This window comes from Micromonospora sp. AB353 (assembly GCF_049538395.1).
GTDB classification, from domain to species: domain Bacteria; phylum Actinomycetota; class Actinomycetes; order Mycobacteriales; family Micromonosporaceae; genus Micromonospora; species Micromonospora aurantiaca.
This window is the reverse complement of record NZ_JBMVFV010000001.1, coordinates 75,591-97,662: the sequence shown is the minus strand read 5'-3', so window position 1 is coordinate 97,662 and position 22,072 is coordinate 75,591. Positions and strand designations below refer to the sequence as shown.

The following is a 22,072-nucleotide window of genomic DNA, read 5'->3' as shown; positions in this document are numbered from 1 at the left end:
CGCACGGCGGCCGCACAGACGCCCCGCCGGCGATCGATCACCGCTCCGGCTTCTGCCGCGTCGCGATGTCGGACAGCCGGGCCAGCGTCTCCCGGTTACGAAGATGCAGCACCAGGTCGTTGAGCTTGGTCCGGATCCATCGCAACGGCCCGGCGGCGAAGTCCTCGCCGAGCGTCACCCGGGTCCGGCCGTCGTCGAGCGGCTCGAGTACGAACGCCACGATCGCCTCGCCGGCCGGCCACAGTCCGGCGCGCAGCACCAGCCGGTGCGGCACCTGGCACTCCAGCACCGTCGACTTGTCCTGGAGCGAGAACGGCCACGGCCCGGCCCGGTGGTGCAGCCGGCTGCCGACGCGCGGCCACGTGTCGTCCACGTCCCGCACGTGCGCGGTGCCCACCACCCAGTCGCTGTACGTCCACCCGTCCGCGAGCACCTCGAAGACGTGCTCCGGGGGCGCGTCGATCACCTTCTCCACAACCGCCATCACCGAGCGGTACCCCCGCGCGGGCGGTCGCTAACGGCGATCCTGGTTAGCTTCTCCGGGGCGGCGGGTATCGCCGGATCGGGCCGGTCGTGGCAGTCGTGCACCCGGCTGTGCGGCACCGGCGGGGCGGCCTGGCGCCGACGCCGACGTTTACTCCTCGGGGCCTCGGGAACCCGCCGCCCGTGCGACGGGACCAGGAGCGGGATCAGTGCAGGTCAGCCCGGGTTGACCCGGGTGCTGACCGGTTCCCGTCCGGCCTGTACGACGCGGTCCTGCTGGACCGGGACGGCACGCTCGTGGAGGACGTGCCGTACAACGGCGACCCCGAGAAGGTACGGCCGGTGCCCGGCGCCCGGGAGGCGCTGGACCGGTTGCGGGCTGCCGGGTTGCGGCTGGCGGTGGTCACCAACCAGTCCGGCCTGGCCCGGGGGTACTTCACCGCGCACGACCTGCGCCTGGTCAACGCCCGGGTGGAGGAGCTGCTCGGGCCCTTCGACCACTGGGTGATCTGCCCGCACGCGGAAGCCGACGGGTGCGCCTGCCGCAAGCCCGCGCCCGGCCTCGTCCACGAGGCAGCCCGCGCGCTCGGCACCACGCCGACCCGGTGTGTGCTGATCGGTGACATCGGCGCGGACACGGCAGCCGCCGCGGCTGCGGGCGCCGCCGCGATCATGGTGCCGACGCCGGCGACGCGGGCCGCCGAGGTGGCCGCCGCGCCCACTGTCGCGGCCGACCTGCCGGACGCGGTGGGCATCGTGCTGGCCCGGATGCGCCTGACTGCCGCGCCGCACCCCGCGCGCCGGTCGCGTCGCGGGACGGTGCTGGTGGTCCGCAGCGACGCGGCGGGCGACGTGCTGGTGACCGGGCCGGGCATCCGGGCGGTAGCGGCCGGAGCGGAGCGGGTGGTGCTGCTGTGCGGGCCACGCGGCCGGGCCGCCGCCGACCTGCTCCCCGGCGTGGACGAGATCATCGAGGCGCCACTGCCGTGGATCGACGCGCCCGCCCCGCCCGTCGACCCCGGCGCCGTGCGCGCGCTCACCGACCGGCTGTCGGAGGTACGCGCCGACGAGGCCGTCGTGTTCACCTCCTTCCACCAGTCCGCCCTGCCCCTCGCGCTGCTGCTGCGTATGGCCGGGATACCGCGGATCAGCGCGATCAGCGACGACTACCCGGGCAGCCTGCTCGACGTCCGCCACCGCGTTCCGGCGGGCGTACCCGAACCGGAACGTGCCCTGTCGCTCGCGGCCGCCGCCGGCTTCGCGCTGCCCGGCCACGACGAACCGGCGCTGCGCATCCGCACCGACCGGCTTCCGCCGCGCGCGGCGGACGCCGGCGAGCCCGGCTACGTGGTCCTGCACCCCGGCTCGTCGGTGGAGACCCGCGCCTGCCCGGAGGAACTGGCCACCCGCGTGGTGCGGGTGCTCGGCGCGGCCGGTTACCGGGTCGTGGTCACCGGCGGGCCGGACGAGCGGGAGCTGACCGCGCGCGTCGCCGCGGCGGGCGGCGTGGACCTGGGCGGGCGGACCGGGCTGGACGACCTGGCGGCGGTGATCGCCGGCGCCGGGGCGCTGGTGGTGGGCAACACCGGACCGGCGCACCTCGCCGCCGCGCTCGGCGTGCCGGTGGTGAGCCTGTTCGCCCCGACGGTGCCGTTCGGACAGTGGGGACCGTACCGGGTGCCGACGGTGCGGCTCGGCGACGCGGGGGCGGCGTGCCGGGACACCCGTGCCACCGTCTGCCCGGTGCCCGGGCACCCGTGCCTGTCGGCTGTCGAGCCGGGACGGGTGCTGGAGGCGTTGCGGCTGCTCGGCGTGCCGGCGCCGGTGGCGGGCGGGGTGGCCGGATGAACATCCTGCTGTGGCACGTCCACGGGTCGTGGACGACCTCCTTCGTGCACGGCAAGCACCGCTACCTGGTGCCGGTCACCCCTGACCGGGGGCCGTACGGGCTGGGCCGGGCGCGCACCTACCCGTGGCCGGACAGCGCCGTCGAGGTCACTCCCGACGAGCTGCGCGACACCGACGTCGACCTGGTGATCCTGCAACGCCCCGAGGAACTCGACCTGGCCGCCGAGTGGCTCGGCCGCCGGCCCGGGCGGGACGTGCCGGCCATCTACGTCGAGCACAACACGCCGAAAGGCGACGTGCCGAACACGCGGCACCCGATGGCCGGCCGCGACGACCTGCTGCTCACCCACGTCACCGCGTTCAACGAGCTGTTCTGGGACAACGGCGGCACCCGCACCACAGTCGTCGACCACGGCGTCGTACCGCCGGCCGTCGAGTGGACCGGGGAACTCGACCGCCTCGCCGTGGTCATCAACGAGCCGGTACGCCGCTGGCGGGTCACCGGCACCGACCTGCTCGCCCGGTTCGCCGCGCTGGCGCCGCTGGACGTCTACGGGATGAAGGTGGACGGTCTGGCCGCCCACCTCGGCCTGCCCGAGGACAGGCTGACCAGCCACGACGACGTACCCCAGCACGCCATGCACGCCGAACTCGCCAAACGGCGCGCGTACCTGCACCTGTGCCGCTGGACCTCACTCGGCCTCAGCCTCATCGAGGCCATGACCATGGGCATGCCCGTGGTGGCACTGGCGACCACCGAGGCGGTGGAGGCGGTGCCACCGGCTGCGGGCGCGTTGTCCACCCGCGTCGACACGCTCGTCGACGCCGCCCGTGGCCTGCTGGACGACAGGGAGTCCGCCCGCCGGGCGGGCGCCGTGGCCCGGGCCGCCGCCCGGGACCGCTACGGCCTGGAGCGATTCCTCGCCGACTGGGACCGGCTGCTGGAGGAGGAAGTATGCGCATCGCGATGATCTCGGAGCATGCCAGCCCGCTCGCCGTCCTCGGCGGGGAGGACGCCGGTGGCCAGAACACGCATGTCGCGGAGCTCTCCGCCGCGCTCGCGGCCGCCGGTCACGACGTGCGCGTCTACACCCGGCTCGACGCGGTGGACCTGCCGGTGAGCGTCCGCACCCCGGACGGGTACGAGGTGGTGCACGTACCGGCCGGGCCGGCCGAACCGGTGGCCAAGGACGACCTGCTGCCGTACATGCCGTCGTTCGGGCAGTGGCTTGCCGACCGGTGGCGCACCGGCGACTGGCAGCCCGAGGTGGTGCACGCGCACTTCTGGATGAGCGGGCTCGCGGGTCTCGCCGCGGCCCGCCGCGCGGGCGTGCCGATGGTGCAGACGTACCACGCGCTCGGCACCGTCAAGCGCCGCCACCAGGGCGTGCAGGACACCAGCCCCCCGGGCCGCGTCGAGCACGAGCGGAAGCTGGGCCGCTCGGTGGACCGGGTGGTCGCCCAGTGCCAGGACGAGGTCGCCGAACTGGTCCGGATGGGCGTGCCCCGGTCCCGGATGACAGTGGTGCCGTCGGGGGTGAACCTCACCACGTTCTCCCCGCTCGGCCCGGTCGCCGACCGCGACGGCGGCCGGGCCCGCATCCTCACCGTCGGCCGGCTGGTCGAACGCAAGGGCTTCCAGGACGTCATCCGGGCCGTCGCCGAGGTGCCGGACGCCGAGTGCGTCGTCGTCGGCGGGCCACCGGCCGGACTGCTGGAGACCGACCCGTACGCGCTGCGCCTGCGCGCGCTGGCCCACTCGCTCGGCGTCGCCGACCGGGTCCGGCTGGTCGGCGCGGTCCCCCGGGAGGAGATGGGCCGCTGGTACCGGTCGGCCGACGTGCTCGTGGCCGCACCCTGGTACGAGCCGTTCGGGCTCACTCCGCTGGAGGCGATGGCCTGCGGCGTACCGGTGGTCGCGACTGCCGTCGGCGGGCTGATCGACACGGTGGTGGCCGGACGCACCGGCGACCTGGTGCCGCCCCGGGAGCCGGCCGCCCTCGGCGCGGCGCTCCGGGGCCTGCTCGGCGACCGGATCCGCCGCTTCGCGTACGCCACCGCCGCGCTGGAGCGGGCCCGCACCCGCTACTCCTGGGCCACCGCGGCGGACCGCCTCACCGAGCTGTACGGCGAGGTGGCCACCGTGCGCCGCCCGACCCGGGTGGTCGCCTGATGACGGCCGGGACGCCGGCCGCCGGCGCGACCGTGCTGGAGGACCACCTGAGCCTGCTGGCCGCCGCGCTGCTGCCGCTGCGGGAGGCGGAACAGATGCTGGCCCGCTGGGGTGAGGAACTGGCGCAGCGGCTCGCCGCCGGTGGCCGCCTGCTGGTGGCCGGTAACGGCGGCAGCGCCGCCGAAGCCCAGCACCTCACCGCCGAACTCGTCGGCAAACTCCGGCACGACCGCCAACCCCTGTCCGCGATCGCCCTGCACGCCGAGACCAGCGCCGTCACCGCCATCGCCAACGACTACGGATACGACGAGACCTTCGCCCGGCAGGTCCGCGCCCACGGCCGGCCCCACGACCACCTCCTGCTCATGACCACCAGCGGCACCAGCACCAACCTCCTCACCGCCGCCCACGCCGCCCACCAGACCGGCATGCGCTGCTGGGCCTTCACCGGACCCGCACCCAACCCCCTCGCCGACCTCTGCCACGAGCACCTGGCGATCGACTCGCCGGACGGGCAGGTGGTGCAGGAACTGCACCTGGTGGCCTCGCACGTGCTCTGCGAGTACGTCGAACTGGCGCTGCCCGCCGCGCTCGCCGCCCGGCCCGCGGCCGGGCCGGTACGCGCCGGCGTCGAGGTGGTCGTCGGCGAGCCGGACCCGACGGCGCCGGCCGGACGGGGAGGCGCGGCATGAGGGGACCGGTGGTGGTGCTCGGTGACACGCTGCTGGACCGCGACGTCGAAGGTCTGGTGAACCGGCTCTGCCCGGACTCCCCGGTGCCGGTGCTGGACGAGACCGTCTCCGCCGACCGGCCCGGCGGCGCCGGGCTGGCCGCCGTCTTCGCCGCCGCGCAGGGCGCCGAGGTCGCGCTGGTCACCGCCGTCGCCGACGACGCGGGCGGGGCCCGGCTGGGCACGCTGCTCGCCGCCGCCGGGGTCCGGTTGTACGCGCTTCCGCTGGCCGGCGCCACCCCGGAGAAGATCCGGCTGCGGGCGCGTGGGCGGGTGCTGCTGCGCCACGACCGGGGCGGGAGCGCCGGTACCCCGGGTCAGCCCAGCGACGCCGTGCTGAGGCTGATCGCCGGCGCGTCCGCCGTGCTGGTCAGCGACTACGGCCGGGGCGTGGCCGCTCATCCGGTGCTGCGCGCCGCGCTGACCGCCACCCGGGCACCTGTGGTCTGGGATCCGCATCCGCGCGGACCGGCCGCCGTACCCGGTGTGCACCTGGCGACCCCGAACGAGCCGGAGGCCCGCGAGCTGGCGAAGACGCCGCCGGGTGGTTCCCGCCTGGCCGTCGCGTCCCGCAGCGCGCACGCGTTGCGCCGCCGCTGGCAGGCGCGCGCGGTCGCGGTGACGCTCGGCGGGGACGGCGCGCTGCTCAGCCACGCCGGATCCACGCCCCTGGTGGTGCCGGCGCCGCCCGCCGAGGGGGACACATGCGGGGCGGGCGACCGGTTCGCGTCCACCGCGACCCTCGCCCTGGCCCGGGGGGCGCTGGTGTCCGAGGCGGTGCAGGAGGCGGTCGCCGAGGCATCCGCGTACGTGGCCGGCGGCGGCGTCGCGGCCGCGCTGCCCGCGCCGGTGCGCGCGGTGGCCCCGGAGGTGGTCACCGGCGGCGGGGACCGGATCGGCGCCGGGGCGGCCGGCGAGGTGGTGGCCCGGGTACGCGCCGCCGGCGGCACCGTGGTCGCCACCGGTGGCTGCTTCGATCTGCTGCACGCCGGGCACGTGGCGACGCTCCAGGCGGCCCGGCAACTCGGCGACTGTCTGGTGGTCTGCCTCAACTCCGACGCCAGCGTCGCCGGGCTCAAGGGCCCGGAGCGCCCGGTCGTGCCGCAGGGCGACCGGGGACGGCTGCTCGCCGCGCTCGGCTGCGTCGACGCGGTGCTGATCTTCGACGAGCCGACCCCGGAGGCGGCGCTGTCGTGGCTGCGCCCGGACATCTGGGTCAAGGGCGGCGACTACGCCAGCGGTGGCGGCCCGGAGACGCTGCCCGAGACGGAGATCCTGGCCCGCTGGGGCGGCCACACGGTGGTCGTGCCGTACCTCGACGGGCGCTCGACCACCGACATGATCGCGGCGGCGCGGGCCGGGCGGGGCAGCGGCGGCTGGCCGGCCGCGCCGGTCGACCCGGCCGAGGCCGTCGCGCAGGTCCGGTCCACGGCGAAGGGAGCACGATGAACGAGCGACGCATCCGACCCGGCGCGGTCGCGCCCGCCGGTCCGACGGTGGCGGCGTGAGCGCCGGCGCGCCCGGAGCCGGGCCGACCGTCCTGGTCACCGGCGGCTCCAGCGGGCTCGGCGCGGCGGTGGTCGCCGCGGTGGCCCGCGCCGGGGGACGCCCGCTGGTGCTGGACCGGCAGCGCCCCGCCGACGGGGTGCCGTGGGTCGAGTGCGACCTGGCCGACACCCGCGCCGCCGAGGCCGGCACCCGCGACCTCGCGGAACGCTCCGGCGGGCTGGACGCCGTGGTCACCGCCGCCGGGATGGACGTGCCCGGGAAGCTCGCCGACATCCCGGCCGAGACCTGGGAACGCATCGTCACCGTCGATCTGCTCGCCACGGCCGCGGTGATCCGGGCCGCGCTGCCCTGGCTGGAGGCGTCCCGGGGCAGCATCGTCACCGTCGCCTCCACGCTGGGCGTGAAGGCGGTCAGTGACGCGACCGCGTACTGCGCGGCGAAGTTCGGGGTGGTCGGGTTCACCCGGGCGCTCGCCGCCGAACTCGCCGGAGCGGTCGGCGTGACGCTGCTGATCCCCGGCGGGATGCGGACCGCGTTCTTCGACGAGCGGGACGCGCAGTACCGCCCCGGCCCGGACGCGGTGCTCAACGAGCCCGCCGACACCGCCGCCGCGGTCATGTTCGCGCTGTCCCAGCCGGCCGGCTGCGCGGTACGCGAGATGGTGGTCTGCGCCGCGCAGGAGTCCTCGTACCCGTGATCCTGGTGCTGCGCGCGCTCGGGGTCGGTGACCTGGCGACCGCCGTGCCGGCGTTGCGTGGCCTGCGCGCCGGCCTGCCGGGCCGGGAACTGGTGCTCGCCGCGCCGGCCTGGCTGACGCCGCTGGCGGAGCTGACCGGGGCGGTCGACCGGGTGCTGCCCACCACCGGGCCGGACCGGATCGGGTGGACGGGGCCGGCACCGGAGGTGGCGGTCAACCTGCACGGCCGGGGACCGCAGTCGCACCGGGCGCTGGCCGCCGTCCGCCCCGGCCGCGTGCTGGCCTACCGCAACCCGGGCGCCGGGCACCCGGACGGCCCGGCCTGGGACGACGACGAGCACGAGGTCCGCCGCTGGTGCCGGCTGCTGCACGCGTACGGGCTGCCGGCCGTCCCGGGTGACCTGGCATTGCGACGCCCGGCGGCGACCGGCGTGCCGGCCGGGGTGACGCTGCTGCACCCGGGCGGCAAGATCCCGGCGAAGCGGTGGCCGGCGGACCGGTTCGCCGGGCTGGCCCGGGAGCTGGCCGCGCGCGGGCACCGGGTGGCGGTGACCGGCTCGCCGGACGAGCGGGCGCTGGCCGAGCGGGTCGCCCGCGACGCCGGGCTGCCGCCGCGGGCGGTGCTGGCCGGCCGGACCGGACTGGCCGAGATGGCCGCGCTCGTCGCGGACGCGCGGCTGGTGGTCAGCGGGGACACCGGCGTGGCGCACCTCGCCACCGGCTACGGCACCGCCTCGGTGGTGCTGTTCGGCCCGGTGCCGGCGGCACACTGGGGCCCACCGCCGGACCGGCCCCGGCACCGGGCGCTGGGTGCGATCGAGCCCACGCCCGTCAACCCGGATTCGACCGGGTCGGGCGGGGTAGGAACCCACCCGACATTGGATGCCATCGGGATCGACGAGGTGGTGGCTGCGGTGGCCGACGTGGAACGGGTCTCCGGTGCGGTTGCGGCGTAGCGATCCGGGCCGGCCGGGGTACGCGCGCCGGCGCCGCGGCAAGGGCTGGCTGTTCCTCGACCCGGCCGGTGAGCCGGTACGCGACGCCGGGGAGCTGACCCGGCTGCGCGAGCTGGTGATCCCGCCCGCCTGGCAGGACGTGTGGATCTCGCCGTACCCGAACGGCCACATCCAGGCCACCGGCATCGACGCGGCGGGCCGCAAGCAGTACCTCTATCACCCGGGCTGGCGGCGCAAGCGCGACGAGGCCAAGTTCGACCACGTGCTGGAGGTGGCGCACCGGCTGCCCGCGCTACGCGACCGGGTCACGCACGACCTGGCGCTGCGCGGCCTGCGCCGGGAACGGGTGCTCGCCACCGTCGCCCGGCTGCTCGACATGGGCGCGTTCCGGGTCGGCAGCGACCAGTACGCCACCGGGGACGACCCGACGTTCGGGGTGGCCACGCTGCGGCCCGAGCACGCCCGCTCCCGGGGCGGGTGCGTGGTGTTCGAGTTCCCGGCCAAGGGCGGCATCGACCAGGTCCGCCGGATCGAGGACGCCGAACTGTGCCGGGTGCTGCTCAACCTGCGCCGCCGCCGGCGCGCCCAGGAGCGGCTGTTCGGCTACTGGGACGGCCGCTCCTGGCGCGACGTGCGCAGCGACGAGGTGAACGACTACCTGCGCGACGCAAGCGGCGGCGAGATGACCGCGAAGGACTTCCGCACCTGGCACGCGACGGTGCTGGCCGCCGCCGAACTGGCCACCGTGGGCCCGCAGCGGTCCGCCACCGCCCGCAGGCGTGCCGTGGCCGGGGTGATGCGCTCGGTGGCCGAGCTGCTCGGCAACACACCGACGGTGGCCCGAACCTCGTACGTGGACCCGCGCGTGGTCGACCTCTACCACGACGGGGTGCTGGCGCCGGTGCAGCCGGAGATGCCGCGCGACGCGGTGGAGAAGTCGGTGCTGGCGCTGCTGGAGGAGGAGGCCGGCTGACCGCCGACCGGCCCCGTCGGTCCTGGGGGAAGCGCGACGGGGCCGGAAGACTCGGCCGCCGGTGCGGTCCCGGGGACGCATCACCGGGCGGGGCCGCCCGCGGCCGGGACCGCCGCGGGCGCCACGCCCGGCCCCCCGATATCCGTGGGCTCACCGCGAGCGGTAGCCCAGGTTTCAGTATGTACGGGACAGGTTGACGGCGGATGCCGTGCTGTTGACGATCCGTGCCGGTTCCAGGTGACGGGCCCGGAACGCCTGCGGTGTCTCACCCTGCGCGGCCCGGAAGACCCGGCTGAAGTGTGCCTTGTCGCGGAAACCCCAGCGGGCGGCGATGACCTGGATCGAGCGGTCGCTCAGCGCCGGGTCGGCCAGGTCGCGGCGGCACCGGGCCAGTCGCTCGTCCCTGATGTACGCGGCCACAGTGGTCTCCTCGTCCTCGAAGAGCCGGTGCAGCGAGCGCACCGAGATGTGGTGCGCGTCGGCGATCGCGCCCGGATCGAGCGAGGCGTCACCGAGGTGCTGGCGCACGTACGCGCGCACCTGGGCCTGGAGGGCGCGGCGCCGGACCTCGGTGGGCACCTCGTCCTCGGACACCAGGTTGCGGCCGAGCAGCGTGGCGATCAGGTCGAGCCCGACGGCGCCGAGCCGCTCCGCGTCGGCCGCGTGGTACTGCTCGGGGTGGGCGGTGATCCGGATGAGGAAGTCGGCGACCAGCCCGCCGACGCCCTCGGAGCCGGACATCCGGCCGGCGAACAGGGGAGCGAGCCGGCGGGGCGGCAACGGCAGCGCGTCGTACGGCATCAGCGCCACGATCGAGCGGGCGTACGCGGGCCCGGCGGTGTCGGCGTGGTGGCTGACCTCGTGCGGGCGGGAGCAGTCGTAGAAGGTGAGGTCGCCGGGGCGGCAGCAGGCGCGCTGCCCCGCCTGGTCGGCCTGGCTGGTGCCGGTGAGCGTCAGCGCCAGCAGGTAGTAGTCGGGGTCGGAGCGCTGGATCAGCTTCGAGGTGCGCACGCAGTCCACCGACGGGTAGCGGTAGCGGATGAGCTGCATCCGGCCCAGGTCGATGAACTCGGCCCGGGCGACGAAGTCGTCGGCGTGCGCGCTGTGCACCCGCAGCGGCGTCGGCGTGCCCGCCATCATGTCCAGCCACATGCCGAACCGCTCCGGCGGCGGCAGCGCCTCCGTGTCGAACACCTGACGTCGCAGCTTCCCGTCCATCAACGACCCCCGTGGCTCACCACTCCTGCTCTAAGCAGGACGCCCCACGGGGCCGAAAAGCGACACCTGTGGGGCGTGACGTCCGTCATTGACGGATCTGCGATTCTCCTGTTAGGAGTCCGTTCAGTCGTTCAGCACCTGGGACAGCCGGTCCCGGAAGCGGCGCTCGGAATCGGTCACCGCGTCGCCGCCCAGGCCCAGGATGCCGCCGGTGGAGGCCGCGCCGACCACCTGCTCGGCGATCTCCACCAGCCAGTGCCGGTACGCCCCGGCCTGCCCCTCGTCCACCCGTGCGGTGAGCAGCGCGGACGCCTGCCCGGCCCGGGCCAGCACGTCCTCGATCATCGCCTTCGGGTCCTGCGGCGTGATCACCGGCAGTTCCGCGCCGGTCTCCGGGTCGCCCACCCGGTCGACGACCTCACCGGCCACCGCGGCGACCAGCGGGCTGGCCGACTCGCGGCCGGCGGCGATGGTCTCCAGCCCGGCGGCGTTCTCCGCCATGGTGCGGCGGGTGCCGTCGGACTCGGCGGCGGCCGCCGCGGTGAGGACCGACTGCGGTAGCCCCACCAGCAGCCCCCACTCCTCGTCGGAGACGCCGAACCGGGTGTACGCCGGCTGCTCGATCACGATCAGGCCCCTTTCGCCGTGGTCGTCGTTGTCGACGGGCGCCCCCGCGGCGCCCGGGTCAGGCTAGTCCAGCTCCAGCAGGCCCTGTTCGGACACCACGCGCACGGACAGCGTCTTGTAGCCCACCTCGTCGAAGAGCACCGTCATCCGGTCCTCCTCGTAGCTGAGCACCAGGCCGGCGCCCCACTCCGGGTGGCGTACCTGGCTGTGCACCGGGAACGGCCCGACCGCGCCGTCACCGGCGACGCTGGTGCCCGCGTGGCAGTTGTCGCAGTGCCCGCAGACCTCGTGCATCTGCTCACCGAAGTACGCCAGCAGGGCCTGGCCCCGGCACCCGGTGGTCTCGGCGAACGCGCGCATCATGTCGGTACGCGAGCGGGTCACCGTCTGCTGCCGTTCCGCCTCGGCCAGCGCGGCCCGGCCCGACTCGGCGGCCGCCGGGGCGTACCGGGGCGCGCCGATGCGCTGCCTGGCGCGCGGCTCGGCGGCGCCGACCTGCTCCAGCAGGGACAGGTACTGCCCCAACTTGCGCGGACCGAGGCCGGTCAGCTCGCGCAGCTCCTTGCGGTTACGGGCCTTGCCGCGCAGCACCGCGGCGAGTTCGGTCAGTTCCTTGGAGTCCGGCAGGCCGCCGCTGAAGTAGCGCTGGAGGCCGACGTCCTCGGCGCGCCACAGCAGCAGCACCCGGGCCGGCGAGCCGTCACGCCCGGCCCGGCCGATCTCCTGGAAGTAGCTGTCCGGCGAGTCGGGCAGCGCCATGTGCACCACCCAGGCGATGTTCGGCTTGTCGATGCCCATGCCGAACGCCGACGTGGCCACCATGATCGGCACCCGGTCGGCGAGGAACGCCTCGTGCAGTTCGTGCCGGGCCGCGGTTGGCATGCCGCCGTGGTAGAACTCGGCCGGGAAACCGGCGCCGGTGAGCCGCTCGGCCAGCTCCTCGGCCGCCCGTCGGGTCGGCACGTAGATGATGCCGGGCCGCTCGTCGTCGCGCAGCAGCGCGATCAGCCGCCGCCACCGGTAGTCGTCGGTCGGGCAGTGGGCCACCTCCAGGAAGAGGTTGGGCCGGTCCAGCCCGGAGACCACCACCTCCGGCTCGCGCAGCCGCAGCCGGGCGATGATGTCGTCGCGTACCGGCGGGGAGGCGGTCGCGGTGAGCGCCACCACCGGCGGGCGGCCGAGGCCGTCGATCAGATGACCGAGCGCCAGGTAGTCCGGCCGGAAGTCGTGGCCCCACGCGGAGATGCAGTGTGCCTCGTCGATCGCCACCAGCGCCGGCTTCAGCTCGCGGACCTCGGCGAGGCGGTCCGGGTTGCTCAGCGCCTCCGGCGTGATGAACAGGAACTCCGCGCGCCCGGCCCGGATGTCCTCGATCGCCTCGGCCTGCTGGGCGGCGCTCTCGTCCGAGCTGATCCGTACCGCGCGCAGCTCCGGGCGCTGCCGTTCGTTGAGCGCGGCGATCTGGTCCTGCTGCAACGCCAGCAGCGGGGAGATCACCACCGTCGGGCCGGGGATCAGGCTCGCCGGGATCTGGTAGATCGCCGACTTGCCGGCGCCGGTGGGCAGCACCACGAGGGCGTCGCGGCGCTTCATCACGGCGCGCATGGCGGCGAGCTGGTTGGGCCGCAGCGCGGTCCAGCCGAACAGGTTCCGCGCCGCCCGGCGCAGGCTGGAGGAGTGCGTGGTCAGTTTCATCAAGCGCCTCAGCTACCCCCGGCGATCCCGCGCGAAACCGGCACCGCCGCTCGCCGCCGGGCGCGGATCAGCGGCGGAACATGGCCCGGATCGCGATCAGCAGGAACAGGCCGCCGACCACCAGGCCGAGCAGGCGTACGCCGGGGATGTCGGCGGCGCTGGTGGCGTCGGCGAGCGGCAGAACGGACATGTGGGAACTCTCCCACGCGAGGTCCGGGGGGCGCCAGCGGCTAACAGTAAGGATTGTTGACTATTTAGCTGGGCGGTGTGACCATGTCAGCACCCGCCGGCCCCGGCGGGTCCGTGGGGGAGACGGGGGTACGACAGCACATGAGCGAGCGGACCGAGGGATCGACCGGAGACCTGGCGGCGCTCGCCGCCGCCGTCCTGCAACCGGGGTTCGTCGGCACCACACCGCCGCCGTGGGTGTGCCGCTGGCTCGGCGAGGGCCTCGGCTCGGTGGTCCTGTTCGCCCGCAACGTCGTCGACCACGAGCAGGTCGCCACGCTCACCGCGAACCTGCGCGCCGAGCGGCCGGACGTCATCGTGGCGATCGACGAGGAGGCCGGCGACGTCACCCGGATCGAGTCCGCCCGGGGCAGTTCCCGTCCCGGCAACTACGCGCTCGGCGCTGTCGACGACCCGGCGCTGACCGAGGAGGTCGCCCGCGACCTCGGCGCCGAACTCGCGGCCGTCGGCGTCACGCTGGACTACGCCCCGGACGCCGACGTCAACTCCAACCCGGCCAACCCGGTCATCGGGGTGCGCTCCTTCGGCGCCGACCCGGACCTGGTCGCCCGGCACACCGCCGCGTGGGTACGCGGCCTTCAGGCCGGCGGCGTCGCCGCCTGCGCCAAGCACTTCCCCGGGCACGGCGACACCCGTGTCGACTCGCACCACGATCTGCCCCGCATCGGCGGCGACCGGGCCCGCCTCGACGCGGTCGAGCTGGCCCCGTTCCGCGCCGCCGTGGCCGCCGGGGCGCAGGCGGTGATGACCGGCCACCTGCTGGTGCCGGCGCTGGACCCGGAACTGCCCGCCACGCTCAGCCCGCGCGTGCTCGGCGGCCTGCTGCGCGAGGAGATGGGCTTCGGCGGCGTGGTGGTCACCGACGCGGTGGAGATGCGCGCGGTGGCCGACCGGTACGGCTTCACCGGCGCCGCGGTGCGCGCGCTCGTGGCCGGCGCGGACGCGATCTGTGTGGGCGGGGAACGGGCCACCGAGGCCGACGCCCGCGAGCTGCGCGACGCGATCGTGGCGGCGGTCATCAGCGGGGAACTGCCCGAGGAGCGGCTCGCCGAGGCGGCCAAGCGAGTCGGTCAGCTCGCCGCGTGGAGCGTCGCCGCCCGCGCCCGCCGGATCGCCGGCCCGCCGTCGGCCGACGGCTCACCGATCGGGCTCACCGCCGCCCGCCGCGCGGTACGGGTCACCGGCGACGCCGCGCTGCTGCCGCTGACCGGTCCGGCGCACGTGGTGGAGTTCGCGCCGCCGCGCAACATCGCCATCGGCGAGGAGACGCCGTGGGGCATCGCCGCGCCCCTGGCCCACCTGGCGCCCGGCACCACCACCGCCCGCTACGCCGCCGACGCCGTACCGGCCGACCCGGGCGCGACGCCCGCCGGCCGGCCGCTGGTGCTCGTGGTGCGCGACCTGCACCGCCACGACTGGATGCGGGACGCGGTACGCCGGGCGCTCGCCGCCCGCCCCGACGCGGTGGTGGTCGAGCTGGGCGTGCCCGAGCTGGTCACCGGCGCGGTGCACCTGGCCACCCACGGCGCCACCGCCGCCGCGGCGCGAGCCGCCGCCGAGGTGCTGACCGGGGCGCGCTGACTCCCGGTCCGGCCGGGTGGGGAGGTCCCCCGGCCGGGCCGGGCCTCACTGCCTGCCGGCCACCAGGTCGGCGTACTCCGGGTGGCGCTCGATGAACGAGGCCACGAACGGGCACTGCGGCACGATCCGGCCGCCCCGGGCGCGGACCTGGTCCAGCGCACCCCGGACCAGCGCGGCCCCGACGCCCTGACCCTGGAACCGGTCGTCGACCTCGGTGTGCGTGAACACGAGCGTCTCGCCCCGGGGCGTGTACGCGGTGAACCCGGCCAGCGCGTCGTCCACCAGGATCTCGAAGCGGCGCTCGGCGGTGTTCTCCTCGACCAGAAAGCTCACCGGATCATTCTCCCTCCGGGCCCGGCCAGCCGGTCCAGTTCGGCCAGCAGCCGGTCCACCTCGTCGACGGTGTTGTAGTGGTAGACGCTCGCCCGCACGGCCCCGCCGCTGCCCCGCAGGCCCATGCCCTCGAAGTACTCGTAGGCGTAGTAGTCGCCGTGCGACAGACACAGGCCCGCCTCGCCCAGCGCCGCCGCGGTGTGCGCCGGGGCCGCTCCGGCCACCCGGAACGACACCGTCGGGCAGCGCCGGGCGGGTGAGCCGTACACGGTCACGAACGGGCGGTCGGCGAGCCCGGCGAGCAGCCGGTCGAAGACCGCCTCCTCGTGCGCCTGCGCGGCGGCCAGCCCGGCGCGTACCCGCTCCCGCCGGTCGCCGGTCGCCTCCGGGTCCAGACCGGCCAGGTGATCCACCGCGGCCGTCACCCCGGCCAGCAGCGGGAAACTCGGCGTGCCGTACTCGAACCGGTCCGGCACCGCGTCGGCGGAGGGCACGAGCTTCGCCGGGCGCAGCGCCTCCCACCGCGCCGGGTCGGCGACCATCGCCGCCAGGTGCGGCCCGGACCACTTGTACGCGCTTGTCACCAGGAAGTCCGCGCCGAGCGAGGCCAGGTCGGTCGGGCCGTGCGGCACCGAGTGCACGCCGTCCACGCACACCAGCGCGCCGGCGGCGTGCGCGGTCTTGGCGATCGCCGCCACGTCCGGCACGGTGCCGATCGCGTTGCTGCCGGCGGTCACCGCGACCAGCCGGGTCCGCTCGGTGACCAGGTCGGCGTACTGACCGCCGGGCAGCTCACCGGTCGCCGGATCGAACTCGGCCCAGCGCACCGTGGCGCCGGACGCCTGCGCGGCCTGCACCCACGGGCGCACGTTCGCGTCGTGGTCCAGCCGGGAGACGACCACCTCGTCGCCCGGACGCCAGTCGGCGCCGAGCGTCCGGGCCAGCGTGTACGTCAGCGCCGTCGCGCTCGGCCCGAGCACCACACCCGACGGTTGCGCGCCGAGCAGGTCGGCGACCGCCGCCCGCGCCCCGGCGACCAGGTCCAGCGCCCGGCGGCCGGGCAGGAAGGCGGTGCTGCGGTTGCCCGTCGCGGCGCGCATCGCCCCGGCCACCGCCTCGACGACGACGGCGGCGGTCTGGGTGCCCCCGGCGCCGTCGAAGTGGGCGAACCCCTCGGTCAGGGCAGGGTAGGCGGCCCGGACCCGGGCGACGTCGAAAGCCATTCCGGCACCCTAGCGCGCACCCCGGACGCACCGCCCGGCGTGGCCGTCGCCGCGCCCGCCCGGGAGGGCGGTGTGGCGTTCGCCGCCTATCCTTGGACGGGTGACGATCCGACGCGCCACCTCCGCCCCCGCCCGTCGCGCCGCCGGTCTGCTCGCCGGTCTCGCCCTCGGCGCCGCACTGCTCGCCGGATGCAGCTCCGAAGGCGCCGAGACCGACTGCGGTCTGGACGCCTGCACGATCACCTTCGACCGTGGCGTGGAGGCCAGCGCCCGGATCCTCGGTGTCGAGGCGAAGCTGATCGGCGCCCAGGGCGACCAGGTGACCGTCGAGGTCGCCGGGGAACAGCTCTCGCTCACCGTGGGCCAGCAGGCCACCGAGGTCGCCGGCTTCCAGGTCAGCCTGGACAGCGTCGACGATCAGCAGGTGGTGGTACGGGTCGCCCGCGACCTGAGCGCCTGATCCGTTTCGGCCGTCCCGGCGGGCGGCGACGTTTGGAAAATCGCCCGCCGGGAGATTGAGGGCTCATGTCTCTCACCCGGAACGCCGGAGCCACCGCCGCCCAGGCTCGAAACAGCCGGTGGCTCGAACTGTTGACCCGTGGCGGCTTCATCGGATACGGAATCGTGCACCTGCTCCTCGCCTGGCTGGCGCTGCAGATCGCCTTCGGCAAGTCGGGCGAGGAGGGCAACCAGAACGGCGCGCTGCGCACCCTCGGTGAACAGCCGCTCGGAAAGTTCCTCCTGATCGCGATGGCGGTCGGCCTGTTCGCCATGGCGATCTGGCAGGCCTTCGAGGCGATCTCCGGCCACGTCTCCAGGACCGGCAAGGAACGACTGTTCGAACGGATCGCCTCGGCGGTCCGGGTCGTCGTGTTCGTCTGGCTGGGCTGGACCGCGATCAAGGTCGTCCAGGACGCCAGCTCCAACGCCTCCGACCAGCAGCAGCAGCTCTCCGAGAAGCTGATGGCCTCCGACGGCGGCCGGTGGCTGGTCGGGCTGGCCGGCCTCGCGCTCGCCGGGCTCGGCATCGGCATGGTGATCTACGGCCTGAAGAAGAAGTTCGAGCGCAACCTCAAGACCGGCGAGATGAGCCCGAAGACCCGCCAGCTCACCCGTCGTCTCGGCATGGCCGGCTACGCCTCCCGGGGCGCCGTGTTCGCCATCGCCGGCGTGCTTGTCGTCGTCGCCGCGGTGAACTACGACCCGGAGAAGGCGCGTGGCCTGGACGCCGCCCTGCGGACGCTGCGCGACCAGTCGTACGGGCCGTGGCTGCTGGCGCTCATGGCGCTCGGCATCGCCGCGTTCGGTGTCTACTGCTTCTTCCAGTCCCGGTACCGCAAGGTCTGATCCTGGTCGATACCCGGGCCGCCGGGCACCATTGGGCCTTTGCCCGATTCCGCCCGTCGGAGGGAGAGAGAGTTCGTGCAGAGTTACGTCGTGACAGTCGCCGCCGCGCTCGCCGCGGCGGCGATCGCGTTGGTGCTTGCCCAGGTGGTGCACCGCGTCATCCGCCGCCTCGGCCGCCGCTCGCTGCTGATGACCGAGCTGACCGAGCACGCGCACCGCGCGTTCCAGCTCGCCCTCACCGTGGCCGCGGTGCAGTTCGCGGTCCGGTTCACCACCGCGTACGCGGTCGGCAGCCCGTGGCGGCAGTTCGTCCTGCACACGCTGGTGCTCGCGACGATCGCCGCCACCGCCTGGCTGGTGGCCTCGCTGCTGGTGGTGGCCGAGGACACCGCGCTGGCCCGGTTCCGGGTCGACGTGCCGAACAACAGGCACGCCCGCCGGGTGCGGACCCAGGTGGTGCTCCTTCGCCGGCTCACCATCGCGGTGATCGTGATCCTCACGGTCGGTGTGATGCTGATGACGTTCCCGGCCGTACGCGGGATCGGCGCCGGTGTGCTGACCTCCGCCGGTGTGATCGCCGCGGTCGCCGCGCTGGCCGCGCAGAGCCTGCTCGCCAACGTCTTCGCCGGTCTCCAGCTCGCGTTCAGCGACGCGGTACGCCTGGACGACGTGGTGGTGGTCGAGGGGGAGTGGGGCCGGATCGAGGAGCTGACGCTCAGCTACGTGGTGGTGCAGATCTGGGACGACCGTCGGCTGATCCTGCCCACCTCGTACTTCACCAGCCGCCCGTTCCAGAACTGGACCCGGACCGAGGCGGCGGTGCTCGGCACCGCCGAGTTCGAGCTGGACTGGGCGGTCCCGGTGCAGGCGATGCGGGAGGAGCTGCGCCGCCTGTGCGAGGGCACCGAGCTGTGGGACGGCCGGGTCTGCGTGCTCCAGGTGACCGACGCGACCGGCGGCATGGTCAAGGTCCGCGCGCTGGTCAGCGCCGCCGACGCGGGCAGCCTGTGGGACCTGCGGTGCCTGGTCCGCGAGCACCTGGTGACCTGGGTACGCGACCAGCGCCCGACCGCCCTGCCCCGGCTGCGCGCCGAGGTCGGCGAGGGCACCGGCCCGCTGCCCTGGCAGGCGGTGCAGCCGCGCCGCCCGGTCCGCCGCCCGTCGGACACCGAGGCGCCCGACGACGCGCGTGTCTTCGGCGGCAGCGACGACGGCGAGGCCCGCAGTGAGGTGTTCGTGGGCCGGGAGGAGCACGCCGAGGCGCGTCGCTGACCCCGTACCCCGATCGGAACCCCCGGCCGCCCACGGCGCCGGGGGTTCGGCGCGTACGGGCGGCTTTCCGGCCGGACGGGTTTGGCCGGGCGGTTGCGGGGGACGTGGTGCGCACGCCCCGGATCCGGTGCCCGGCACCGGGTTCCGTCGGCGCGCGGCCGGGCGGACCGGCTGCTCCGCGCAGGATTGACGGGCGGCGACTCCGGGCATACAGCGCGGTGATGACGAAAGGAGGACAGCATGGCTGACGTCGCGAGTCGCAGCACGTCGCGGACCGGGAGCGAGCCGTCCACCGCCGAACTGGTACAGCGCGCCACCGAGCAGGTCACCCGCCTGGTGCGGGACGAACTGGCCCTGGCCCGCGCGGAGCTGACCCAGAAGGGCAAGCACGCCGGGATCGGGATCGGTCTGTTCGGCGGCGGCGGGGTGATGGCGCTCTACGGCGCCGGCGCCCTGGTCGCCACCGTGATCCTGCTGCTGGCGCTTGTCATGCCGGCGTGGCTGGCCGCCCTGATCGTGGCGGTGGTGCTGTTCCTGCTCGCCGGGATCCTGGCGCTGGTGGGCAAGAAGCAGGTCAGCCGTGCCGTCCCGCCGGTGCCCGAGGCGGCGGTCCGCAGCGTGCGGGCGGACGTCGACACGGTCACCGCCGCGGTGAAGGACGGGAGGCGGGCATGACCGGTAACGGGACCGGGGACGTGGCGGCGCTCCGGGAGGAGATCCGCCGGACCCGGGTGGAGCTCGGTGAGACGATGGAGCTGCTCGCGGCCAGGGCCGATCCGAAGGCGCTGGTGCGGCACTCCGCGGAGGCGGCGAAGGCACGGATGCGCGAGCAGGCGTCGCTGACCGCGGCGCGGGTGCGCGGGCGGGCGGCGGAGCGGGCCCGGCTGGTCCGGGCACAGGCGTACGAGAAGGGTGAGGCGGTCGGGCGCAACCCGTTGCCGTGGGCGGCCATCGCGGCCGGCGCGCTGGTGACCGCGGTGGTGCTGGTGATCGTCCGAGGGAGGCGCAGGTGAGCGGGAAGATCGGCAAGGCGGCGTACCGGCCGGTGGGGGTGCTGCTCGGCCTGGCCGCGGGTGCCGTCGCCGGGGCGATCTTCCGCCAGGTCTGGAAGGTGACGGCGGGTGACGGCGAGGCGCCGAGCGCCACCGACGAGGACCGCCGCTGGGGCGAGGTGCTGGCCGCCGCGGCCCTGCAGGGGGCCATCTTCTCGGTGGTACGGGCCGCCGTCGACCGGGGCGGGGCGGTGGGTGTACGCCGGCTGACCGGTCGCTGGCCGGACTGACGAAAAGGCCGGAAAGGCCCCTTTCCCGAGTGCGGGGGAGGGGCCTTTCGCATGGCTCCGGCGGGGCCGCGCAGCGCCGTCCGCGCGACCTTCAGGTCACATGTCGGAGAATTTCGTCCGCTAGGCTGTGCGAAGTTTTTGCGTACGTGGTTTGCTGTCTCACGCTGTTGAGAGACGCGTGGGTTGAGAGAAGTCTCCTGCATGGGGGGCCGCCTCAAGGCGCCGCTGCTCGAAAACGGCCAATCGGCCGCACGGCGTGCTCGGCCGCCAGTTTTAGAAGGAGATACACATGGCGCAGGGAACCGTGAAGTGGTTCAACGCTGACAAGGGCTTCGGCTTCATCACCGTCGACGGCGGGGGTGCTGACGTGTTCGTCCACTTCTCGGCCATCCAGACCAGCGGCTACCGCACGCTGGAGGAGAACCAGCGGGTGGAGTTCGAGATCGCCCAGGGTCAGAAGGGTCCGCAGGCCGAGCAGGTCCGCCCCATCTGAGCTGACCGCACCGGCCGCGCCGGCCGGTGCCGGAAGCCCCGCATCCCGTACGGGAGGCGGGGCTTCGCCTTGCCCGCGCCTCAGCGGCGTCGCGCCCGCATGCCCCACCAGAGCCCGGCCAGTCCGAACAGGACGAGCACCGGGCCGGCCATCGCCCAGATCCGCTTGTCGCTCATCGCGCTGCCCTCGACGTAGCCGAGGCCGAGCACCGTCCACAGCGCACCGATCACCACGGCGAGCAGCCCCACTGTGAGCCGGAACCAACCCCTCATCGTTCCCCCTCCGACGACAGTCCCGCTCCAGCATGCCCGCCGCCGGCGCCCGGCGACGCCGCGCCGCGCGGCCGGTTCACCACCGGTCGTGCACCTGCGGGCGGATCAGCTCGTCGTAGGTGGCCCGCACCGCGGCCAGCTCCACCTCGGTCAGTGCCGGCTGCCCGGCCGCCTCGGCGTTGCGCCGTGCCTGCTCGGGGGAGCGGGCGCCGGGGATCACCACCGTCACGCCCTGCTGGTCGAGAACCCAGCGCAGCGCGAACTGCGCCATCGTGCGGTCGTCGCCGACCAGCGGCGCGAGCCGGCGTACCGCCTCCAGGCCGCTGTCGTAGTCCACGCCGGAGAACGTCTCGCCGACGTCGAACGACTCGCCGTGCCGGTTGAACGTGCGGTGGTCGTTCGCCGGGAAGGTGGTGTTCTCGTCGTACCGCCCGGAGAGCAGGCCGCTGGCCAGCGGCACCCGGGCGATGATCCCGACCCCGGCGGCAGCGGCGGCGGGCAGCACCTTCTCCAGCGGCTTGTGCCGGACCGCGTTGAGGATGATCTGCACGCTCGCCACACCGGGCCGGGCGATGGCGGTGAGCGCCTGGTCGCAGGTCTCCACGCTGACGCCGTACCCGGCCACCCGGCCTTCGGCGACGAGTGTGTCGAGGGCGTCGAAGACCCGGTCGTCGGCGAAGACGGCGGTGGGCGGGCAGTGCAGCTGCACCAGGTCGAGCGTGTCGACGCCGAGGTTGGCCCGGGATCTGTCGGTCCAGGTCCGGAAGTTGTCCAGGGTGTACGCCTCGGGCGTCTGCTCCACCCGGCGGCCCATCTTTGTCGCGACGGTGAGCCCGTGCCCGGGGCGGGAGCGCAGGAACCGGCCGATCAGGGCCTCACTGCGGCCGTCGCCGTACACGTCGGCGGTGTCCAGGAAGGTGACGCCCGCGTCGACGGCGGTGGCCAGGACGGCGAGCGCCGCGTCCTCGCTGACCTCGCCCCAGTCCGCGCCGAGCTGCCACGCGCCGAGTCCGATGATGCCGACGTGCCGGCCGAGCCGGTCGAAGCTGCGCTGTTCCACCCGGTCGAGCCTAGTGAGCGGCTTGCCGTGGCGCGCGCCGGGCCGTACCGT

25 protein-coding genes are annotated in these 22,072 nt (G+C 74.9%); 16 read left to right on the top strand and 9 right to left on the bottom strand.

Annotated elements, in window-relative coordinates; genetic code table 11:
- Positions 1-37: 37 nt before the first annotated feature.
- Positions 38-484 (bottom strand): SRPBCC family protein, encoded by a 447-nt coding sequence (locus ACPCK6_RS00485; RefSeq protein WP_396880549.1) that lies wholly within the window; start codon positions 482-484, stop codon positions 38-40.
- Between the two features lie 182 nt (positions 485-666).
- Here ACPCK6_RS00485 and ACPCK6_RS00480 point away from each other — a divergent pair, with 182 nt between their 5' ends.
- Genes ACPCK6_RS00480 through ACPCK6_RS00445 form a run of 8 tightly spaced genes read left to right on the top strand, consistent with a single transcriptional unit; the run spans position 667 to position 9,369 of the window.
- On the top strand, positions 667-2,331 hold the full coding sequence (locus tag ACPCK6_RS00480; RefSeq protein ID WP_423479998.1) for an HAD-IIIA family hydrolase: 1,665 nt from the start codon (positions 667-669) through the stop codon (positions 2,329-2,331).
- Positions 2,328-3,302: a glycosyltransferase gene (locus tag ACPCK6_RS00475; RefSeq protein ID WP_396880547.1), complete on the top strand. Its 975-nt coding sequence runs from the start codon at positions 2,328-2,330 to the stop codon at positions 3,300-3,302. Before ACPCK6_RS00480 ends, ACPCK6_RS00475 begins: the two co-directional genes overlap by 4 nt.
- Entirely contained in the window at positions 3,287-4,504 is a 1,218-nt protein-coding gene (locus ACPCK6_RS00470) for a glycosyltransferase (RefSeq protein ID WP_396880546.1), read from the top strand. Before ACPCK6_RS00475 ends, ACPCK6_RS00470 begins: the two co-directional genes overlap by 16 nt.
- Complete coding sequence (locus tag ACPCK6_RS00465; RefSeq protein ID WP_396880545.1) at positions 4,504-5,196, top strand: D-sedoheptulose-7-phosphate isomerase; 693 nt, start codon at positions 4,504-4,506, stop codon at positions 5,194-5,196. The genes ACPCK6_RS00470 and ACPCK6_RS00465 overlap by 1 nt, the downstream gene beginning before the upstream one ends.
- Entirely contained in the window at positions 5,193-6,683 is a 1,491-nt protein-coding gene (locus ACPCK6_RS00460) for a PfkB family carbohydrate kinase (RefSeq protein WP_423479997.1), read from the top strand. Before ACPCK6_RS00465 ends, ACPCK6_RS00460 begins: the two co-directional genes overlap by 4 nt.
- 55 nt (positions 6,684-6,738) lie before the next feature.
- Positions 6,739-7,440, top strand: coding sequence for an SDR family oxidoreductase (locus ACPCK6_RS00455; protein ID WP_423479996.1), 702 nt, complete (start codon positions 6,739-6,741; stop codon positions 7,438-7,440).
- Positions 7,437-8,396: a glycosyltransferase family 9 protein gene (locus ACPCK6_RS00450; protein WP_423479995.1), complete on the top strand. Its 960-nt coding sequence runs from the start codon at positions 7,437-7,439 to the stop codon at positions 8,394-8,396. Before ACPCK6_RS00455 ends, ACPCK6_RS00450 begins: the two co-directional genes overlap by 4 nt.
- A complete protein-coding gene (locus tag ACPCK6_RS00445) occupies positions 8,380-9,369 on the top strand; it encodes a DNA topoisomerase IB (RefSeq protein ID WP_396880541.1) in 990 nt (329 codons plus the stop codon). Before ACPCK6_RS00450 ends, ACPCK6_RS00445 begins: the two co-directional genes overlap by 17 nt.
- A 174-nt stretch (positions 9,370-9,543) precedes the next feature.
- Here the strand turns inward: ACPCK6_RS00445 and ACPCK6_RS00440 are convergent, their stop codons facing one another.
- The 4 genes from ACPCK6_RS00440 to ACPCK6_RS00425 form a co-directional block, all read right to left on the bottom strand.
- Complete coding sequence (locus ACPCK6_RS00440) at positions 9,544-10,587, bottom strand: AraC-like ligand-binding domain-containing protein (RefSeq protein WP_423479994.1); 1,044 nt, start codon at positions 10,585-10,587, stop codon at positions 9,544-9,546.
- Positions 10,588-10,710: 123 nt separating this feature from the next.
- Entirely contained in the window at positions 10,711-11,214 is a 504-nt protein-coding gene (locus ACPCK6_RS00435; RefSeq protein WP_135239346.1) for a hypothetical protein, read from the bottom strand.
- A gap of 63 nt (positions 11,215-11,277) precedes the next feature.
- On the bottom strand, positions 11,278-12,909 hold the full coding sequence (locus ACPCK6_RS00430) for a RecQ family ATP-dependent DNA helicase (protein WP_396880539.1): 1,632 nt from the start codon (positions 12,907-12,909) through the stop codon (positions 11,278-11,280).
- Positions 12,910-12,976: 67 nt separating this feature from the next.
- Positions 12,977-13,099, bottom strand: a complete 123-nt coding sequence (locus ACPCK6_RS00425) for a hypothetical protein (protein WP_318333417.1) — start codon at positions 13,097-13,099, stop codon at positions 12,977-12,979.
- A gap of 140 nt (positions 13,100-13,239) precedes the next feature.
- Between ACPCK6_RS00425 and ACPCK6_RS00420 the strand changes: the two genes are divergently transcribed.
- Positions 13,240-14,739 carry a glycoside hydrolase family 3 protein gene (locus ACPCK6_RS00420; protein ID WP_396880538.1) on the top strand — a complete coding sequence of 500 codons (1,500 nt, stop codon included), beginning with the start codon at positions 13,240-13,242 and terminating at the stop codon, positions 14,737-14,739.
- A gap of 45 nt (positions 14,740-14,784) precedes the next feature.
- On the opposite strand, the gene ACPCK6_RS00415 is transcribed toward ACPCK6_RS00420, so the two are convergent.
- Together ACPCK6_RS00415 and ACPCK6_RS00410 are read right to left on the bottom strand one after the other, a co-directional pair.
- Positions 14,785-15,072: a GNAT family N-acetyltransferase gene (locus tag ACPCK6_RS00415; protein ID WP_396880537.1), complete on the bottom strand. Its 288-nt coding sequence runs from the start codon at positions 15,070-15,072 to the stop codon at positions 14,785-14,787.
- The gene (locus ACPCK6_RS00410; RefSeq protein WP_423479993.1) at positions 15,069-16,295 is read right to left on the bottom strand and encodes a cysteine desulfurase-like protein; all 1,227 of its coding nucleotides are present in this window, start codon (positions 16,293-16,295) and stop codon (positions 15,069-15,071) included. The genes ACPCK6_RS00415 and ACPCK6_RS00410 overlap by 4 nt, the downstream gene beginning before the upstream one ends.
- A gap of 100 nt (positions 16,296-16,395) precedes the next feature.
- Between ACPCK6_RS00410 and ACPCK6_RS00405 the strand changes: the two genes are divergently transcribed.
- From ACPCK6_RS00405 to ACPCK6_RS00375, 7 genes are all read left to right on the top strand, one after another.
- Positions 16,396-16,755, top strand: coding sequence for a hypothetical protein (locus ACPCK6_RS00405; RefSeq protein WP_262012339.1), 360 nt, complete (start codon positions 16,396-16,398; stop codon positions 16,753-16,755).
- A gap of 65 nt (positions 16,756-16,820) precedes the next feature.
- The gene (locus ACPCK6_RS00400) at positions 16,821-17,642 is read left to right on the top strand and encodes a DUF1206 domain-containing protein (RefSeq protein ID WP_396880534.1); all 822 of its coding nucleotides are present in this window, start codon (positions 16,821-16,823) and stop codon (positions 17,640-17,642) included.
- Positions 17,643-17,717: 75 nt separating this feature from the next.
- Positions 17,718-18,914 carry a mechanosensitive ion channel family protein gene (locus tag ACPCK6_RS00395; RefSeq protein ID WP_318333422.1) on the top strand — a complete coding sequence of 399 codons (1,197 nt, stop codon included), beginning with the start codon at positions 17,718-17,720 and terminating at the stop codon, positions 18,912-18,914.
- A gap of 240 nt (positions 18,915-19,154) precedes the next feature.
- Positions 19,155-19,589, top strand: coding sequence for a phage holin family protein (locus ACPCK6_RS00390; RefSeq protein ID WP_396880532.1), 435 nt, complete (start codon positions 19,155-19,157; stop codon positions 19,587-19,589).
- Positions 19,586-19,927, top strand: a complete 342-nt coding sequence (locus tag ACPCK6_RS00385) for a DUF3618 domain-containing protein (RefSeq protein WP_013285415.1) — start codon at positions 19,586-19,588, stop codon at positions 19,925-19,927. The genes ACPCK6_RS00390 and ACPCK6_RS00385 overlap by 4 nt, the downstream gene beginning before the upstream one ends.
- Positions 19,924-20,196 carry a DUF4235 domain-containing protein gene (locus ACPCK6_RS00380; RefSeq protein WP_318333423.1) on the top strand — a complete coding sequence of 91 codons (273 nt, stop codon included), beginning with the start codon at positions 19,924-19,926 and terminating at the stop codon, positions 20,194-20,196. Before ACPCK6_RS00385 ends, ACPCK6_RS00380 begins: the two co-directional genes overlap by 4 nt.
- 289 nt (positions 20,197-20,485) lie before the next feature.
- Complete coding sequence (locus ACPCK6_RS00375; RefSeq protein ID WP_007075740.1) at positions 20,486-20,689, top strand: cold-shock protein; 204 nt, start codon at positions 20,486-20,488, stop codon at positions 20,687-20,689.
- Positions 20,690-20,769: 80 nt separating this feature from the next.
- Here ACPCK6_RS00375 and ACPCK6_RS00370 read toward each other — a convergent pair whose 3' ends face one another.
- Positions 20,770-20,961, bottom strand: a complete 192-nt coding sequence (locus ACPCK6_RS00370; protein WP_423479992.1) for a hypothetical protein — start codon at positions 20,959-20,961, stop codon at positions 20,770-20,772.
- 76 nt (positions 20,962-21,037) lie between these two features.
- Complete coding sequence (locus ACPCK6_RS00365; protein WP_423479991.1) at positions 21,038-22,021, bottom strand: aldo/keto reductase; 984 nt, start codon at positions 22,019-22,021, stop codon at positions 21,038-21,040.
- Between the last annotated feature and the right edge of the window lie 51 nt (positions 22,022-22,072).

Coding starts and splice junctions, on each gene's coding strand:
- ACPCK6_RS00485 (WP_396880549.1), bottom strand. CDS start 484: ATGGCGGTTGTGGAGAAGGTGATCGACGCGCCCCCGGAGCACGTCTTC.
- ACPCK6_RS00475 (WP_396880547.1), top strand. CDS start 2,328: ATGAACATCCTGCTGTGGCACGTCCACGGGTCGTGGACGACCTCCTTC.
- ACPCK6_RS00470 (WP_396880546.1), top strand. CDS start 3,287: ATGCGCATCGCGATGATCTCGGAGCATGCCAGCCCGCTCGCCGTCCTC.
- ACPCK6_RS00465 (WP_396880545.1), top strand. CDS start 4,504: ATGACGGCCGGGACGCCGGCCGCCGGCGCGACCGTGCTGGAGGACCAC.
- ACPCK6_RS00460 (WP_423479997.1), top strand. CDS start 5,193: ATGAGGGGACCGGTGGTGGTGCTCGGTGACACGCTGCTGGACCGCGAC.
- ACPCK6_RS00440 (WP_423479994.1), bottom strand. CDS start 10,587: ATGGACGGGAAGCTGCGACGTCAGGTGTTCGACACGGAGGCGCTGCCG.
- ACPCK6_RS00430 (WP_396880539.1), bottom strand. CDS start 12,909: ATGAAACTGACCACGCACTCCTCCAGCCTGCGCCGGGCGGCGCGGAAC.
- ACPCK6_RS00425 (WP_318333417.1), bottom strand. CDS start 13,099: ATGTCCGTTCTGCCGCTCGCCGACGCCACCAGCGCCGCCGACATCCCC.
- ACPCK6_RS00420 (WP_396880538.1), top strand. CDS start 13,240: ATGAGCGAGCGGACCGAGGGATCGACCGGAGACCTGGCGGCGCTCGCC.
- ACPCK6_RS00410 (WP_423479993.1), bottom strand. CDS start 16,295: ATGGCTTTCGACGTCGCCCGGGTCCGGGCCGCCTACCCTGCCCTGACC.
- ACPCK6_RS00400 (WP_396880534.1), top strand. CDS start 16,821: ATGTCTCTCACCCGGAACGCCGGAGCCACCGCCGCCCAGGCTCGAAAC.
- ACPCK6_RS00390 (WP_396880532.1), top strand. CDS start 19,155: ATGGCTGACGTCGCGAGTCGCAGCACGTCGCGGACCGGGAGCGAGCCG.
- ACPCK6_RS00385 (WP_013285415.1), top strand. CDS start 19,586: ATGACCGGTAACGGGACCGGGGACGTGGCGGCGCTCCGGGAGGAGATC.
- ACPCK6_RS00375 (WP_007075740.1), top strand. CDS start 20,486: ATGGCGCAGGGAACCGTGAAGTGGTTCAACGCTGACAAGGGCTTCGGC.
- ACPCK6_RS00370 (WP_423479992.1), bottom strand. CDS start 20,961: ATGAGGGGTTGGTTCCGGCTCACAGTGGGGCTGCTCGCCGTGGTGATC.